At 62.5% G+C, this 16723-nt stretch carries 13 protein-coding genes; 5 read left to right on the forward strand and 8 right to left on the reverse strand.

The window, feature by feature from the left end; genetic code table 11:
• Nucleotides 1–49 precede the first annotated feature (49 nt).
• From murJ to trxA, 4 genes are all read left to right on the forward strand, one after another.
• A complete protein-coding gene (murJ, locus tag ACIQCM_RS12435; protein ID WP_400607099.1) occupies nt 50–2212 on the forward strand; it encodes a murein biosynthesis integral membrane protein MurJ in 2163 nt (720 codons plus the stop codon).
• A 152-nt stretch (nt 2213–2364) separates the two neighbouring features.
• Nucleotides 2365–3909: an ABC transporter substrate-binding protein gene (locus ACIQCM_RS12440; RefSeq protein ID WP_400607097.1), complete on the forward strand. Its 1545-nt coding sequence runs from the start codon at nt 2365–2367 to the stop codon at nt 3907–3909.
• Nucleotides 3910–4062: 153 nt separating this feature from the next.
• Entirely contained in the window at nt 4063–5019 is a 957-nt protein-coding gene (trxB, locus tag ACIQCM_RS12445) for a thioredoxin-disulfide reductase (RefSeq protein WP_400607095.1), read from the forward strand.
• Between the two features lie 36 nt (nt 5020–5055).
• The gene (gene trxA / locus ACIQCM_RS12450) at nt 5056–5382 is read left to right on the forward strand and encodes a thioredoxin (RefSeq protein ID WP_400607092.1); all 327 of its coding nucleotides are present in this window, start codon (nt 5056–5058) and stop codon (nt 5380–5382) included.
• 3718 nt (nt 5383–9100) lie between these two features.
• Here the strand turns inward: trxA and ACIQCM_RS12455 are convergent.
• From ACIQCM_RS12455 to rpmH, 8 genes are all read right to left on the reverse strand, one after another.
• The gene (locus ACIQCM_RS12455) at nt 9101–10396 is read right to left on the reverse strand and encodes a ParB/RepB/Spo0J family partition protein (RefSeq protein WP_400607090.1); all 1296 of its coding nucleotides are present in this window, start codon (nt 10394–10396) and stop codon (nt 9101–9103) included.
• A 65-nt stretch (nt 10397–10461) separates the two neighbouring features.
• Nucleotides 10462–11529 carry a ParA family protein gene (locus ACIQCM_RS12460; protein WP_400607088.1) on the reverse strand — a complete coding sequence of 356 codons (1068 nt, stop codon included), beginning with the start codon at nt 11527–11529 and terminating at the stop codon, nt 10462–10464.
• 88 nt (nt 11530–11617) lie between these two features.
• Nucleotides 11618–12268 (reverse strand): 16S rRNA (guanine(527)-N(7))-methyltransferase RsmG, encoded by a 651-nt coding sequence (gene rsmG, locus ACIQCM_RS12465; RefSeq protein WP_400607085.1) that lies wholly within the window; start codon nt 12266–12268, stop codon nt 11618–11620.
• 21 nt (nt 12269–12289) lie between these two features.
• Nucleotides 12290–12841 (reverse strand): protein jag, encoded by a 552-nt coding sequence (locus ACIQCM_RS12470; protein WP_400607082.1) that lies wholly within the window; start codon nt 12839–12841, stop codon nt 12290–12292.
• A complete protein-coding gene (yidC, locus tag ACIQCM_RS12475; protein ID WP_400607080.1) occupies nt 12841–13812 on the reverse strand; it encodes a membrane protein insertase YidC in 972 nt (323 codons plus the stop codon). The genes ACIQCM_RS12470 and yidC overlap by 1 nt, the downstream gene beginning before the upstream one ends.
• Before the next feature lie 15 nt (nt 13813–13827).
• Nucleotides 13828–14223: a membrane protein insertion efficiency factor YidD gene (gene yidD, locus ACIQCM_RS12480; protein WP_400607077.1), complete on the reverse strand. Its 396-nt coding sequence runs from the start codon at nt 14221–14223 to the stop codon at nt 13828–13830.
• Nucleotides 14216–14623 (reverse strand): ribonuclease P protein component, encoded by a 408-nt coding sequence (rnpA, locus tag ACIQCM_RS12485; protein ID WP_400607075.1) that lies wholly within the window; start codon nt 14621–14623, stop codon nt 14216–14218. The genes yidD and rnpA overlap by 8 nt, the downstream gene beginning before the upstream one ends.
• Nucleotides 14624–14663: 40 nt before the next feature.
• Nucleotides 14664–14801 (reverse strand): 50S ribosomal protein L34, encoded by a 138-nt coding sequence (rpmH, locus tag ACIQCM_RS12490; RefSeq protein WP_003800212.1) that lies wholly within the window; start codon nt 14799–14801, stop codon nt 14664–14666.
• A gap of 469 nt (nt 14802–15270) precedes the next feature.
• Here rpmH and dnaA point away from each other — a divergent pair, with 469 nt between their 5' ends.
• Entirely contained in the window at nt 15271–16692 is a 1422-nt protein-coding gene (gene dnaA / locus ACIQCM_RS12495; protein WP_400607072.1) for a chromosomal replication initiator protein DnaA, read from the forward strand.
• The last annotated feature ends 31 nt before the right edge of the window (nt 16693–16723 follow it).

The raw sequence follows: 16723 nt of genomic DNA on the forward strand, positions 1-16723 counted from the left end.
GCACTCCAAGTGGACAAAAATGCGCGGGGGGAGTGAGACGATGAAGTCGATGTCAGCTACCAACTCTTCCCCGGGCAACTCCGGTCCGGCCTCCCAGCCTGCGCCCCAGCCCGGCACAGCCAGCGAAACCCGTTCCAGTGCCATCATGGCCGCAGGCACACTGGTGTCCCGTTTCCTGGGCTTTGGCAAGACCTGGATGCTCGGCACGGCCCTTGGCCTCGGTTCCACGGTCAATGACACGTTCATCAACGCGAACAACTTGCCTAACCTGATCTTCCTGCTGGTGGCCGGCGGCGTGTTCAACGCCGTCCTGGTGCCGCAGATCATCAAAGCAAGCAAGGCCCCGGACAGGGGAGCAGACTACATCAGCCGCCTGCTGACGCTTGCGGTACTGCTGCTCCTCGGACTGACGGCCGTCGTGACCCTCGCGGCGCCGTGGGTGATCGAGCTGACCACGCAGGGTTATTCGGGCCAGCAAAAGGCCCTCGCGGTGACATTCGCCTTCTGGTGCCTGCCGCAGATCTTCTTCTACGGGCTGTATGCCCTCCTCACCCAGGTCCTGAACGCCAACGGAGCTTTTGGCCCGGCGATGTGGGCGCCTATCCTGAACAACCTGGTGGCCATCGCCGGACTGGGCATGTTCATCTGGATCTTCGGCACCAACGAGCTCACGCCCCACACCCTGGACAGCTGGGGACCCACCCAGACCCTCTTCGTGGCGGGGTTCTCCACCATTGGTGTGGTGTCCCAGACGGCAATCCTCCTGATCCCGGTCTTCCGGCTCCGGCTGGGACTGCGTCCGCGTTTCGGATGGCGCGGCGTCGGCCTGGGCCAGGCAGCCCGCCTGAGCGTCTGGACGCTGTTGACTGCCGCCGTCGGGCAGCTGGCGTTCCTGTATGTCATGCGCATCGCCACCATTCCCGGCGCCGCGCGCCTCCGGCTGCAGCAGGCGGGCGATCCGGCCGCCGCCATGCTGCCCGGCAACGCTGTACTCGAAGTAGCCAGCCAGCTGTACCTGCTGCCGCACTCCATCATTGCGCTCTCGCTGGCCACCGTCCTGTTCAACCGGATGACGCGCGCTTCCCAGGACGGTGACCGGGATGAGCTTCGGGACGCCCTCTCGCACGGCCTGCGGACCATGGCCGTGGCCACCGTTTTCGGGGCGCTGGCACTGTTTGCGCTTGCCGGGCCCCTGGGCATGTTTTTCTCGGGCGGCCTGCGCCAGGACGGCGTCATGCTGGCCCAGACGCTCACCATCCTGGCTCTCAGCACGCCGTTCATGAGTGCCAACTTCATGATGTCCCGTGTCTTCTACGCCAACGAGGACGCTCGCACCCCGTTCTACATCCAGCTTTTGCTGGCCGTGGTGTACGTTGCCGGTGCGTTTGCCATCCAGTTCCTGCCGGTGGACCAGATCATTTACGCCATCGCCGTCCTGTACATGGTGGGCAACGTCCTGTCCGTAGTTATCAGCGCGTACTTCCTGCGGCGGCTTCTGGGGCACCTGGACGGTCCGCGGATCGCCAGCTCCTATATCCGCATGGGTTACGCGGCGCTGGGCTCGGCCGTCGCCGGTGCCGGTGCGCTCTGGCTCCTGGGAAGTTACAGCCCGGACGGCTTCGCCTGGCGGGACCGCGTCACCGCACTGGTCACTGTGATCGTGGCGGGCCCCGTCATGCTGGTGGCCTACCTGCTGCTGCTGAGGCTGTTCCGGGTCAGCGAACTCCGGGATCTCCTCCAGCCGCTTTTGGGCCGGTTTGGCCGCGGCGGCGGGTCGGACGATGAGGACGGGCAGCCTCCCCAGCGGCAGCCGGGGGAGGCATATCCCGGCGACCCGGACTCCAGTACCGCCGACGTTCCGGAACCCGCAGGCGCGGGGGTGGGGACGCCGTCGTCGGACGCTTCCCGGTACACGCCTGAGCGTGCCACTACGTCCGTGGACACCGGACTCATCCCCCGGATTTCCGGGGAGTTCGACGCCGTTTCGTTCCGGGCGGGACCGGATCCGGCGCGTCGTTCGGGGCGCAGAAACGCGGACGACGGCGGAACGAACGTTCCGTCCAAGGGCGCCTACCTGCCGGCGGAGGACCAACCGGGCACCGCCCGCGGCGGCCTGCTGCGTGAGCAGATCCCGCTGCCGGGCCGGCGCACCTTCCAGGGCAAGGCCGGCGAAAACCCGTATTTCAAGCCGCGGCGGCCGCGCAAAAAGTGACGCAGGCGCGCGTTCTGGCCCAGGTTCTTCAAGGCGCGGCGGGCTCGATCGGCTAGGATCGGAAAGGTACAGGGGTAGTTGCAGTCGCGAGTCGGCCGCCGGCCAGCCCGCGAATGAAAGCCGGCAATCCCGGACAGCATGAGGAGGAACACGTGTCCAACCCGATCGATGTCGGATCAGTACTGGGCGGCCGCTACAAGGTCACGGCCACCGTATTGACCTCGCACGACCACGATCTGGTGCTGGACGGTGTGGATCAGGTTCTGAACCGGCCTGTCAGCATCCTCGTTGCAGGCCCGGAGAACACCGAGCAGGTTGCCCAAAGCGCCCGCGAGGTGGCCACCGGAGAGCGGCCGGGTTCGGTCCAGGTGCTGGACCTTGGCGTGACCGAGGATGCCACCTACCTGATCACCAACCACACGTCCGCCGCGGACCTGTTGGACCTGGTGGTTGCCGCCAATCCGCCCTACGTGGAACCGTTTTTCACGGACACCCTTGGCAGCGAGATCTTCGGCCAGGCGCGCTCCCACGAGCCGGAACCGTATGACGATGACGAAGACGTCGACGCCGGCTACATCGACTACTCAAGCGGCCAGCCGCGCCAGGTGAGCCCGCCACGGGTTCCGCAGCCGCGCGTGTCGCCGCCCGTTCCCCCCAAGCCTCCTGCGCGTCCGACGGCGGCGCCCGCCGCAGGAGGTGCCGCCGGTGTTGCCGGGGCGGCCGGAGCAGGCGCTGCGGCCGGTGCTGCTGCGGCTTCCGCGTCGGCGATTGGCCGGACCGATGCACACACCCGTCCCGTAGAACGCACGGATGTCCCCTCGTCAGTTCCCTCGTCCGGGGCGCGTGACGGTGAGGCAGGAAAACCGAAGGTTTCGCTGTGGTCCGGCGACGATTTCGACCAGGCGGGCATCCGCAGCGACGCGGACGATGAACCGCAGGAGCGGAACCGGCCAGGAATCCTGGCCCGTGCTGCCGCTCCGGCAGCAGCTGCGCGCGCGGCCTTTGAGAACCAGGGCGACTACGAGGACGACGAACCCCAGCGTGAACCGCGCTCCATGCGTTGGCTGGTCGGGGGACTGCTTGCCGTAGTCCTCATCGCCGGACTCATCTTTGCCCTTACCAACCTTGGCGGGTTGTTCACTCCCGAGCCGCGGGCCGTGGCTCCGGCGGGTTCTGCGGGGGCCACCACGGGGGAGGGCTCGCCCAGTGCCACCGCCACCGAAGAGCCCACCACTGCCGCACCCACCGTGCCGCCGGCCATTGATTCCATCAGCCGCCAGGGCGACTTCGAATTCGCAGCGAATTTCGACGGCGACCTCGTGAAGGCTCATGACGGCAACGATGCGAGCTACTGGTCAGACATGGAATTCGCCACGGACGCCTGGGGTGGCCTGGCACCGGACGGCGTTCCGCTGGTCGTCAAGCTCAAGAACCCGGCGACGGTTTCGTCCATAACGCTGACCCAGCTGGGCGGCTCGGGCGGAAACATCACTGTCTACACCAACGACCGCCCCTCCCTGGACGGTGCCAAGGCTGTGGGCACCAACAGCTTCACCTCCACTGATCTGAACATGCCGCTCGCTGAACCCGTCGAAGCCCAGTATGTGATTGTGTCCATCAATTCGCTGCCGAAGCTCGCGGCGCCCAAGACCCGGTACGGTTACGGCCTGCGACTGGCCGAGGTCAAGGTCCAGTAGTTTTCCGGTATTGACTGAGCAGCCGTCCAACCCTTCCCATGGCTGGGCGGCTGCTTGCGGATCCACCCGGAATAATCAGGGTGGGGTAATAGTTGTGCCATGTGGCCGGCCTCTAAAGGGAGGCGAGTCGAATAAGGAAGAGGTTCACCGTCAGTGACCACTGCAGAAAACACCGCGTCTGAAGTACGTGATGTCATCATTGTCGGCTCGGGCCCGGCAGGTTACACGGCAGCCGTCTACACGGCCCGCGCCAACCTGAAGCCGCTGCTGCTTGCAGGTTCGGTCACCGCAGGGGGTGAGCTCATGAACACCACCGATGTGGAGAACTACCCTGGTTTTCCGGAAGGCATCATGGGTCCGGACCTCATGGAGAACTTCGAAAAGCAGGCAGTGCGCTTTGGGACGGAAATCCAGTTCGAGGACGTCACAAAGCTCGATCTCAACGGCCCGGTCAAGACCGTGACCATTGCTTCCGGGGAGTCCTTCCAGGCCAAGGCCGTGATCCTCTCCACCGGCTCCGCGTACCGTGAGCTGGGCCTGCCGAATGAGAAGCGGCTTTCCGGCCACGGCGTGAGCTGGTGTGCAACCTGCGATGGTTTCTTTTTCAAGGACCAGGACATCGCCGTTATTGGCGGCGGGGACTCCGCCATGGAGGAGGCGCTTTTCCTCACCAAGTTCGCCAAGTCTGTCACCGTGGTGCACCGGCGGGACACCCTGAAGGCCTCCAAGATCATGGCTGACCGCGCACTGGCCCACGAGAAGATTAATTTCATCTGGAACAGCACCGTTGAAGATGTTCTCGGCGAGGACAAGGTTGCCGGCCTGACGCTGAAGAACCTGGTGGATGGCACCACCTCCACCCTGGACGTCACCGGCGTTTTCGTCGCTATCGGCAACGATCCCCGGACCGACCTGGTAAAGGATGTCCTGGAGATCACCGATGAGGGAACCATCGCCGTTCAGGGGAGGAGCTCCAAGACCAGCATCCCGGGCGTCTTCGCTGCCGGCGACGTAGTGGATCCCACCTACCGTCAAGCCATCACGGCATCCGGCTCCGGTTGCGTTGCAGCCATCGACGTCGAACACTACCTGGCAGATCTTGCTGCCTGAGCCTTCCCAGACACCCTTAGGAGAAAGACAAAGGATATGAGCAACGCGAAAGACGTAACTGACGCAAGTTTTGGTACTGATGTCCTGGCGGCGGATAAGCCTGTCATCGTGGACTTCTGGGCAGAATGGTGCGGCCCCTGCCGCAAGCTGGGTCCCATCCTGGACGAGATCTCGGTGGAGTACTCGGAAAAGGTCGACGTCGTCAAGGTCAACGTAGACGACAACCCGTCCATCGCTGCCCAATACGGGATTACCTCCATTCCCGCCGTTTACCTTTTTGAAGGTGGGGAAGTGAAGAACACCGTCATCGGCGCCAAGCCGAAGCAGTTCTTTGAGAAGGAGTTCGCGGACGTTCTGTCCTGACGCGCTTTTCGAATCATTCCGTGTGAGGCCATCACCCCTGTGGGTGGTGGCCTCACTCGTTTGTGGGCTAAGTTCTGCGTGTTTCACGTGAAACGCTGCGTACGGGTCGGGCTGGCGCGTCGCTGAATAAGGTAGCCGCGTAAAAGCTGCCTCGCCGACGCCCTGGATGCGCATAAGCGAAGGCATCGTTTCACGTGAAACATCGTTTCAATGACCGCGCATCCGTCCCTCATCCCTTGGATCTGGGGCGGTTAGGACAACTGTGTTCGCGTATGCCGTGACGCAGGCTAGGACGTGCGAGGCCTATCCCGAAGCGGCTCACGAAGTAGCGAACGCCCTCGGCGATCATGTGGACAAGAGTCCGCGCTCAGCAGCATCTCCCTGCGCACCATGAGAAGACCCGGTCGGGAGAAGATGCACGCGAGTCAGCCGTCTTGAGTCCGGATTTCGTTCCTCGCACGGGTCCGAAGGTCGTGGCGCCAAACGATCAGGCACTCCGGGTGAGCCTTGGCCCGCACGTGGGCCAAGTCGTTCCCCGCCAACATTCGGCAACGCCGGGCGGGGGTAGGCGTCGTCCGCGCACCTTGCCGCGAGAGCATGAGGGCCAGCACGGTCCACGCACTCACGTTTCACGTGAAACAGCGCCCCTAACCGAGTCCACCCTGGCTTGCCAAGAAAGCGGGTACAACGGCAGTCTCCACAACGGTAGCCATGCAGCGTTTGCAGGGAGGAACAAACCACGAAGAGCCTGCACCATGCCCCACCGTCCGCTACAGGGTTGTAAACCGCCCCTGGCATCGACCGCTCTGCCACCGACGCCACCGACGCCACCGAAACCATCACAACCACCAAGCATCGCATCATAACCCAAGCGGAGGATTTCAATTTCGATGAGCGCAGTCGCCTGGCCGGTCAAAGGCGCTCGAGGGGGCTTGAACTCACAAACCACATTCCCGGGCAGCTGACGATGCGGCCGCTAAGGATATCGACCGGCATGACCGGACAGACTGCGCATCTGTTACCTTTTCCAACGGGGACGGAACAGCCGGAGGCGCATCCGGGCGACAGCGTCCCGTCGTACCAAAGGATGCGAGGAGTGTGGTCCGGACCCACCGAGGGAGTGTTGCGTGGGACGGAGGACCCAGCCGTCCGTACCAAGGAGAGCAAGTGCGCCTTCGAGCCGTCCCGGGAAGACGCTCCATACTGCTGGCCTCGCCGACCCACTATACAAAGGTCTGGGAAGCCACATCACAGCAGCTGCATTAGCCAACGGCACACCAGCGCTCTCGGGGGACCGATTAGGACCGCCTGAAGGCGCTTCGCAGACATTCCAAAGGTGCAGACCTTTCCATAGACCGGCGAGGGCTGGATTGTCCTTTGAATGCATACGACCTCCTTCGTCATGGCGACTTCTATCCGAAAGCGCGGCGCGGCTAACAGCCATGCGTCCCTACAGCAGGGCCCGGCCGTTGACTGCGCTCCGCCACCGCATTCTGTTCTCCACAGCGATCCGCGTAGGCCGCCAGGGCTGACCGGGCACGGGACCAACGGCAGCATTCTCCACAATTTATCCACAGGGGCGGGCGCCCTTTATGCACATCGTTATCCACAGGGTGTCGGCACTATTCGTGTGTAAAGCCGGGCCGCCGACTCCGAGTCCCACGAGAAGTTCCGCCGTCCATGCGTCGGCCCTCATGAGGGAGGAGCCATGAGCGTGCCACGGGACACCTCCAGTTGTACCTGAAGGGAGAACAGAAGCAGGTGATTTCCCTGTCCACAGTGCAAACTCGGAGGTCGACAGGGGCGCTGGGGCTGCGTTAGGTTTCACGTGAAACCGCGCAAGGCTATTTGCACCTTGGACGAGGAAGCGAAGTACTGTCTGGGCAGGCCCAGTCCTTCCTAGCTAGCGGTGAGGGGGGGCCGCAATATCCACATAGTTATCCACAGCGTTATCCACTGCTTCGATGGCCCCTGTGGATGTCGGCTGAGCCGGATTTGGGAGTGTCAAACTAGTGGACCTATTCAATGACGGCACTGAGTACCATGCCTGGCGTCGCGGCCGCGGCCCCCGGCAGCGGCAACCCCGCCCCCTCATGCCGGCATCTCAACGTCGTGCAGAGCATGGCGAGGGGCCTGGCACGACGACAAGGGCACGTGCCGGATATCCTGCCCCGTCGAGGACTTTATGCCCGGACGCACTCGGTGACTTTATGCCCGGACGCATTCGGTAAGGTACAAGTGTTTCGGGGCGGGTTAGCAGCCAGACTCCGCCATCGGGCGGGCGGCAGCCAGGAAGCTAAGAAGTTGGACGCCAGTTCAGGGCCGGCCGCGGCTCGAGGGGCCGGCCCCAAGGCCCATGCACGGCATGTCTGGGTTGGGCCTGCAGAGCCATTGGAGCTAGCCTACGCCGTCCTCCGGAGCCTTCGCTGAGGAGCAGGGGAGCGAAGGGCCTCCATCAGCTCACAGCATTCAGTCGGGAGCGCGGATGGCCGCTTACCATCCAGTCGCGCTATCACGTCAACTGCGCCGGGGAGCAGTCTTCCGAGCTCCCGCACTTCAGGTGTGTCTCACTGGGATGGCCGCCGTCGTTCGCGCCGTCTTCGCAGGGCGCGGGTTGCGCCCGTGTGTTACCGCACCGGCTCCAGACGACCGGTGAGGCGGGGACCGTCCTCCCAGGCCCTCAGAGTACGGCCCATTCGCCCATACCCACGAGGCGCGTCGGGTTTTCCTTGCGAATCAGAACTAGCCGCTGATCTATCCATGGCCCTGGGCGTGGAATTACGTCGCCGGTATGGTCGCCCCAGACCAGCCTTATAGAAAAGCCTGCATTGCATGCCGGGGCGTCTATCTCTGCGAAGCCGCCCGTCCTAGGCCCACTGCCAGAAATACTTCAGTGTTTCACGTGAAACACCCAAGTCTGGTGCCCATTCGCGAGCCGCTAGCAGGCGGCGGAGGAGCCCCGCCACTTGATTCAGCCTTTCACCCTGGTTGTTTCTTGTTCGGCCCGCACGTGAACGGACTTCGCCATGCGGTTGCCTATCTCCAGCCTGCACTATCACTGCTCCCTAATGGGGCTTAGCCGGCCCGATCCTGCAGCATTCCCCAAAGTGAGGGACAGAGAAGACAACGGCGACGTTTCGGACGCCGTACGTCGGAACGGCAGGTAAGGAAAGCACGTGCTTGCGAGCTTCGACATTCTTCGCCTAGCCACACCGCAGAGCCTGGTTCCAATAGGCTCGGTGCGAAGCAAATGCTGGCTCGTCAAATGTGGCGCGGCGCTATCCGGATCTCTTGGAAGGCTGCCTGGCCGACAGGAGTCGGGGAAGGATGTCGCCTGCTCGGCAACGTTTCACGTGAAACACACCGGCAGCATTTCAGCGGATGGTTACGGTCGCTGTGACTACCGGCCTCACGGGACCTTTCCCGGTCCCATTTTGGGCCCAACGTGAGCCCGATGTCGCCTTTGCACACCTCAATGTGGCATGTTTCAGCTCTTCCGGCATTTCACGTGAAATCGCTACCATCCAGGTCCGCTGCGCGCGAAGTAATCAATACTGCACGAACGCTGGGTGCTTTCGCCGGGAAGCACCCGCTTCTACGACGTGCGGTGAGTAGCACTGCCATTGGGTCTGGAGATTTGCAATTCGAGAATGAAAAAGGCCCGACCCCCAGGGGGTCGGGCCCTTTTCGGGTGCGCAAACACAGTGGTTTCGGATAGCTAGTTGCTGGATCCCGGTGCAAGGACATCCATAATGCGATTGAGGTCCTCAACGCTGGCAAACTCGATGCTCACCTTGCCCTTACGGACGCCCAGCGAAATCTTGACGTTGGTATCGAGTCGGTCCGACAGCGAGGATGCCAGGTAGTCCAGCCGCTCATGACGGGCTCCGGGCCTGGGTATATTGTTCTTGCTCGGCTTGGCAGGGTCCTGATGCAACGTCACCGCCTCTTCAGTAGCGCGCACTGACATACCCTCTGCGACGATCTTTTGGGCCAGCTTCTCCATGGCTGCCGCGTCGGGCAGGGAGAGCAACGCCCGTGCGTGGCCGGCAGACAGAACACCAGCAGCCACACGCCGCTGAACCAGGGGAGGCAGCTTCAGCAGGCGCAGGGTGTTGGAGACCTGCGGACGCGATCGGCCAATCCTGTCGGCCAACTGCTCATGGGTAGTGCCAAAGTCTTCCAGCAGCTGCTGGTACGCCGCAGCCTCTTCCAGCGGGTTAAGTTGGCTGCGGTGGAGGTTCTCCAGCAGGGCATCCCGCAGGAGGTCATCATCGGTGGTTTCACGGACGATGGCGGGGATCGTGTCAAGACCCGCAGCCTGCACGGCACGCCAACGGCGCTCACCCATGACCAGCTCGAACGGTTCTCCACCGTTCTCAGTTGACTTTCGCACCACGATTGGCTGAAGGACGCCGATTTCACGGACCGAGTGCACCAGCTCGGCCATGTCGTCTTCATCGAATACCGACCGCGGCTGCTTTCGGTTCGGGTGGATGTCCGTTACCGGAATCTCAGCAAAGTGCACGCCCGGAACTTCTACGAGCTCGACGCCAGTTTCCGCACCGCTAAGTTCGTCCCTGTCCTTCGCCTTCAGACCCTTCCCATGGGACGCCGGGACGTCAGGCCCTGCAGCAGCCGCGGAAGCCTCAGCCGCAGGTGTGGCGTCCGCTTCCGGTCGATCGGTGTCCCGCTTGGACCGGTTCTGCGAATCCGCATTCTTCGAATCGCCAGTGGCTGCAGGTTTCGCCTTTGCAGCAGTTTTCGGTTTAGCGACGGCAGCAGCAGGCTTGGCAGTGCCCTGCGATGAAGAATTCACGGTATCGGATGCCTTCGGCCCCGGACCCGGTTGGGTCTCCCCGGACATCGCCGGTTCAGACTTCTTCCGGCCTTCAGGAAAGAAGAGATCCACTGGGCGCGATGCAGTGACAGGAGCCGCAGCACCATTGCCGGCTGCGGAACTTGGAATCAGCGCGCCAAGACCGCGGCCCAGGCCCCGTCGCTTCTCACTCATGCAGTAATCCCCTTAGTGATGGAGCAAGGACATGCCAAGCTCCGGTCGTTGCAGTTTCCAAGATTCTAGCGTTCAGCTATTTCGGCGGCGGCTTCCAGATAAGACAGCGCGCCGCTGGAAGAAGGGTCGTAGGTCATGACGGTCTGCTGGTAGCTGGGCGCCTCTGAAATACGGACTGAACGCGGCACCACTGCGGAAAGGACCTTTTCCGGGAAGTGCTGGCGCACCTCGGCAGCAACTTGCGCCGCCAGATTGGTGCGGCCATCGTACATCGTCAGCAGGATGGTGGAGACTTCCAGTTCGGCATTGAGGTGCTTCTGGATCATCTCGATATTCTTCAGGAGCTGGCTTAGGCCTTCCAGGGCGTAGTACTCGCACTGGATGGGGATAAGTACCTCACCCGCGGCGCAGAAGGCGTTGACCGTGAGGAGGCCAAGGCTCGGCGGGCAGTCGATGAAGATATAGTCCAGTCGCTCCTCGCCGTTCTTCTCCCGCTCTTTGGCGTAGACGTCAATGGCACGGCGGAGGCGCTGTTCCCGGGCGACCAGAGACACAAGTTCGATTTCCGCGCCGGCCAGGTGGATCGTGGCTGGCGCGCACACCAGGTTTGCAATGTCCGGGCACTGGGCCACAACATCCGCCAAGGGAACGTCATTGATCAGCACGTCATAGATGCTGTCCACGTCAGCGTGGTGCTCAATGCCCAATGCAGTCGAGGCGTTTCCCTGAGGATCGATGTCAATGACAAGGACATTCAGCCCGGCAGCCGCCAGTGCCGCCGCAATGTTGACGGTAGTGGTGGTCTTGCCTACACCGCCCTTTTGGTTGGAGACAGTGAAAATACGGGTCTTCTCCGGGCGCGGGAGGCGGCGGCCCATCAGGCGTTCCCGGCGGCGCGTCTCGTGGGCGAGGTCGCGTGCAATGGGGCTTGAGTCATCCATGGAATCCATAACGTTGGCGCGACCGGATGCGGTTGTTTCACGTGAAACCAGAACAGCAGGCGCGGCATCTTCAACCGGATTTGGATGAATACCCGCGCGAATGGACATGCCAAAAGGACCAGCGGCGGAACGTGCAGACCCCAAAGACACGAACGGGGGTATCCGTTGTGCGGAGGCTTCGCTACTGGTCACTGGGCACACTCACTCTCGTTCGGCCAATTATGCTGCCGTTCTCTAGCCTAACGGGTTGCCCGGTAGGCACTGGCCAACCGGGCCCTGCCTAGGCCTTCTTTTGGGACTTGTTTACAACGATGCGAACCACCGTGGTGGGCTCCTCAAGGAGTTCCGCACCAACCGTGACCACGGAGGTTTCAACGCCACCCAATTTTCGAATGACCTTGGCCGCCTTCTCGATTTCGTCAGCGGCGCTGCGGCCCTTGATCGCAACTACCTCGCCATGCCCGCCAAGCAACGGAATGGTCAGTCCGGCCAGGTTGCTCAAGGCGGACACCGCCCGGGCCGTCACGACATCCGCATCTACATGCCCCACTGCCAGTTCAGCCCGGGTGCGCATCACCGTCACATTGTCGAGCCCCAGATCATCAACCACTTCCTGCAGCCAGATCACCCTGCGTTCCAGCGGTTCGATCAGGGTCAACTCCAGGTCCGGACGGGCAATCGCCAAGCACAGGCCGGGCAGGCCTGCGCCGCTTCCGACGTCCGCCACGTGGCTGCCCTGGGCGATCTCGCTTTCGATCACCGCGCAATTCAGTACGTGCCGGCTCCAGAGGCGGGGAATTTCGCGCGGGCCGATAAGCCCGCGCTCCGTGCCGGACGTTGCCAGGTGCCCGACATAGCGCTTGGCGAGGTCCAACCGGTCCCCAAAAATCTTTTCAGCGGCCAGCAGCTCAGCGGGCGTGATGTCAACCATGATTAGCGGATCCACAATTCCCTAGTCTGCGGATACAACGATGTGGCGTCCAGCGCCCTCGCCCTCGGACTCACTGACCAGGCCAAGGTCCGCAACGGCGTCGTGCACGATCTTCCGTTCGTAAGCGCTCATGGGCTCCAAGGCTACGGTTCCACCGGTCTTCTTCACGGTTTCAACCGCTTCTTCGGCAATCTTCTGGAGATGGCCGGTACGCTCCTGGCGGTAGCCGTTGATGTCCAGGACCAGGCGCGAACGGTTATCCGTTGCTGAGAGCACGGCAAGGCGCGTCAGCTCCTGCAAGGCCTCCAGCACTTCGCCGTCCTCGCCAACGAGGCCGTCCAATGCCGCGGATTCTTCCTCCGCCACAATCGAGATGTAGGTGCGTCCGCTGCGGACCTCGATGTCAATATCACCATCGATGTCAGCGATATCCAGGAGTTCTTCCAGATAGTCGGCCGCGACATCGCCTTCTTCTTCGAGACGGCTTGCCGCGGATCCCTTGGCGCCTTCGTTCGCTGCAGCGTCCTCGAGGGTCTCTTCGGGAAGTGCCTGTTCGGTGCTCTCGGCTGACATTACTTCTTCTTCCTGTTCTTGCGCTGGGGCTGGACACGCTGGACCTTGGGTTCAACGGGGGCTGCCGCGGCATCCGCCGCGTCGTCCTTCCTGCCGGTCAGGACAGCGAGGGGCGGAAGCCCCTTGGCGGCCCGGCGCTCGGCGAGGGCCTTCGCGGCAGGGGATCCCGGCGTCGGCATGCGGCGGATGACGAAGAACTGCTGTCCCATGGTCCAAAGGTTGGTAGTGGTCCAGTAAATCAGGACACCGATGGGGAAGTTAATGCCGCCGACACCGAAAACGATCGGCAGGATGTACAGCATCATCTTCTGCTGGCGCATGAACGGGCTGGCCATGGCCTCTTCGGACATGTTCTTGGCCATGATCTGCTTCTGGGTGATGAACTGCGATGCAGTCATCGCCAGGATCATGATGATCGAGAGGACCCACACGGCCACGACGTTGCCCCCGGGAGGGGTGCCGTGAAGCAGGGTTGCGGAGAGAGGCGCGCCAAAAATCGTGGATTCATCGAACTGCTCCACCTGCTGGTGGCTGAGTGCGCCAATGCCCTCGCCCTTGTCGCGGGCGGTGGAGATGCCGGACAGCACTGTGAACAGCGCGAAGAAGAACGGCATCTGGATCAGCATGGGCAGGCAGGCAGAGAACGGGTTGGTACCGTGCTTCTTGTACATGGCCATCTGCTCTTGCGCCATGGCCTGGCGGGACAGCTGATCGGTCTTGCCCTTGTACTTGTCCTGGAGCTTCTTCAGGTCGGGCTGCAGCAGCTGCATGCCGCGCTGAGCCTTGATCTGCTTGACGAATACGGGAATCAGCGCAGCACGGATCACCAGCACCAGGCCGATGATGGACAGTGTCCACGTCCAGCCCGACGCTTCCGGCAGCCCAATGGCGGTCAGGCCCTCGTGGAAGCCCACCATGATGATGGACACAAGCCACTTGAACGGAAACATGATTGTTTCAAAGAAGTCCATACTTATCCCTATTCGTCAGGCCGCACTGCGGCCTTCTTTATCAGTCCGAGCAGCCAGGTACTTGTCCGGGTTGTTCAGCACAACAATTATGGGGGTGCGGCCAGCGGGCCATTCCCGCGATCCGGCGGGGACGTGGTCCACACCGCCGGCGTTCCATGGGTGGCAGCGGCCAAGGCGCCGCGCAGCAAGCCAGCTGCCCTTTACGGCACCGTGCACAGTGACAGCTTCGAGGGCGTAGGCCGAGCAGGAGGGAAAGAAACGGCAAACCTGGCCGTACAGAGGCGACACGGCTTTGCGGTACGCCTTCAGGAAAAGAATGATGATGTTCCGGGGCAGGTTCCAGAGGAAACGCCCCACCGCCGTAACGGCAGTACGGAGGGACCGGACGACGGCGGCGCTTGCGTCAGGCACGCGGTGTCCCTTCCTGTGTAGTCCCGGCCGGGTCCGGGGCGGCTGCCCGGGTTTGGGCGGCCAGCCGGGCTACGGTCAAATCCAATGCGGCGTTGTAGTCCGACGACAACTGGGCCCAGCTGGCGGAGGCGGACGCAGGAAGCGCCCGGACAACAATGGCAAGGCCCGTGCCGTGCTCGCGCAGCGAGGCGGCACCGGCTTCCCTCAGTCTCCGCTTAACGAGGTTTCTGACTACAGCGTTCCCGACACTCTTGGAAACGATGAACCCGATCCGGCTGGGCTCGTCGGCAGCGATGGCTGCCGCATATAACACTACGTTCCGGCGTCCATTGCGGACACCGGAACGTACAGTTGTTGAAAAATCGGCGGCAGTCCTCAATCGGTTACGGGTGGCCAGCACCTTAAACTCGCAAAGAAATGTCTGCCGACAAGTCAGTTATTTACGCCGACAGCTCGGTACGGCCCTTGCCACGGCGGGCTGCCAGGATGGCGCGGCCGGCACGGGTACGCATACGAAGGCGGAAGCCGTGCTTCTTGGCTCGACGGCGGTTATTCGGCTGAAAAGTCCGCTTGCTCACGTTAGTTACTCCAGTGGATCAAAGGTGCGTCCACCCGATCAGAATGGGGAAGAACTGGCCGACGCTAAGTTTTGTATATGCACGCTTCCCCCGGCTGCCCAGACGCTGTGCGGCTGGGAGAATCAGATGGGGCCAAAAAGCGGACACAAAGGACTTCACAACGTTAGGGCAAATCAGCTGCCGCAGTCAAACCGGACGGGCGCCGCAGCCGTGTCCACACCTGTGCTTAACCTGCCCTTCCGGCCTGTGGATGAAGTGGCTCACAGGGCCGATTTCAGAACCACAACGGTGTAATTATCCACAACCAACTTCCCAACTATCTTCTGGGCATTTCATCCCCTAGAGTGGCTCAGTAGCCGATTATCCACGGGCTGTGCATAACCTGTGGATTACCGGGGGGCCGGCAACACGGTTCCTGCCATGGGGCTGCAGGCAATGCAGGCATAAGCAAGTTTGAGGGAACCCGTTGATGACAGTAGATGAAGCCAACCACGCCAATACTGTCGGCAGTTCCTGGCGGCGGGTCATCAGCCTGCTGGAAGAGGACCACCGGGTCACCCCGCGGCAGCGTGGATTCGTCATCCTGGCCCAGGCCCAAGGCCTGATCGGGTCCACACTCCTGGTGGCGGTCCCCAACGAGCTGACCCGTGAGGTACTCCAGACGCAGGTCAAGGAGGCACTGGACGACGCGCTCCACAGCGTATTTTCCGAGGACATCCGCTGCGCCATCGACGTCGACACTGATTTGGTGCCGGTTCACGCCGAGCCGGAACCCGTCATCGAGCCTTCCTTCCCGGGTGACCAGCCGATCGAGCAGAAGCCGCAGCCCATGCTGCCCAGCACCTCCCATGAGTTCGGCCGACTGAACCCCAAGTACGTCTTCGACACCTTCGTTATCGGTTCATCCAACCGCTTCGCGCACGCAGCTGCCGTCGCCGTCGCCGAAGCGCCGGCGAAGGCCTACAACCCGCTCTTCATCTACGGTGATTCCGGCCTGGGCAAGACGCACCTCCTGCACGCCATTGGCCACTATGCCCGCCGGCTCTACAGCGGCATCCGCGTCCGCTACGTCAACTCGGAAGAGTTCACCAACGACTTCATCAACTCCATCCGCGACGATGAAGGCGCCAGCTTCAAGACCACGTACCGCAATGTGGACGTCCTGCTCATCGATGACATCCAGTTCCTGGCCGGCAAGGACCGGACGCTGGAGGAGTTCTTCCACACGTTCAACTCCCTGCACAACAACAATAAGCAGGTGGTCATCACGTCGGACCAGCCCCCTAAGCTGCTGGCCGGTTTCGAGGACCGGATGAAGTCGCGGTTCGAGTGGGGCCTCCTCACCGATATCCAGCCGCCGGAACTCGAAACCCGCATCGCCATCCTCCGCAAGAAGGCCCTGAGCGAAGGACTGTCTGCTCCCGATGATGCGCTGGAGTACATCGCGTCCAAGATCTCCAGCAACATCCGCGAGCTTGAAGGCGCCCTGATCCGCGTGACGGCCTTTGCCAGCCTGAACCGCCAACCGGTGGATGTTGCCTTGGCCGAGATGGTGCTGAAGGACCTCATCACGGACGACGGCGCGCAGGAAATCACGTCGGCGCAGATCCTGCAGCAGACGGCCGAGTACTTCAAGCTCAGCATGGACGAGCTCTGCAGCAAGTCCCGTACGCGCACGCTGGTGACCGCGCGGCAGATCGCCATGTACCTCTGCCGCGAGCTGACGGACATGTCCCTGCCCAAGATTGGTCAGGAACTCGGCGGCCGCGATCACACCACGGTCATCCATGCCGACCGGAAGATCCGCGAACTAATGGCCGAGCGCCGTGTGATCTACAACCAGGTCACCGAGCTGACCAACCGCATCAAGCAGCAGCAGCGCGACTCCTAATTCGCCGCCCCGTACCTTATTAACAGGTGCA

It is taken from the genome of Pseudarthrobacter sp. NPDC092439 (assembly GCF_044754945.1).
Classification (GTDB): domain Bacteria; phylum Actinomycetota; class Actinomycetes; order Actinomycetales; family Micrococcaceae; genus Arthrobacter.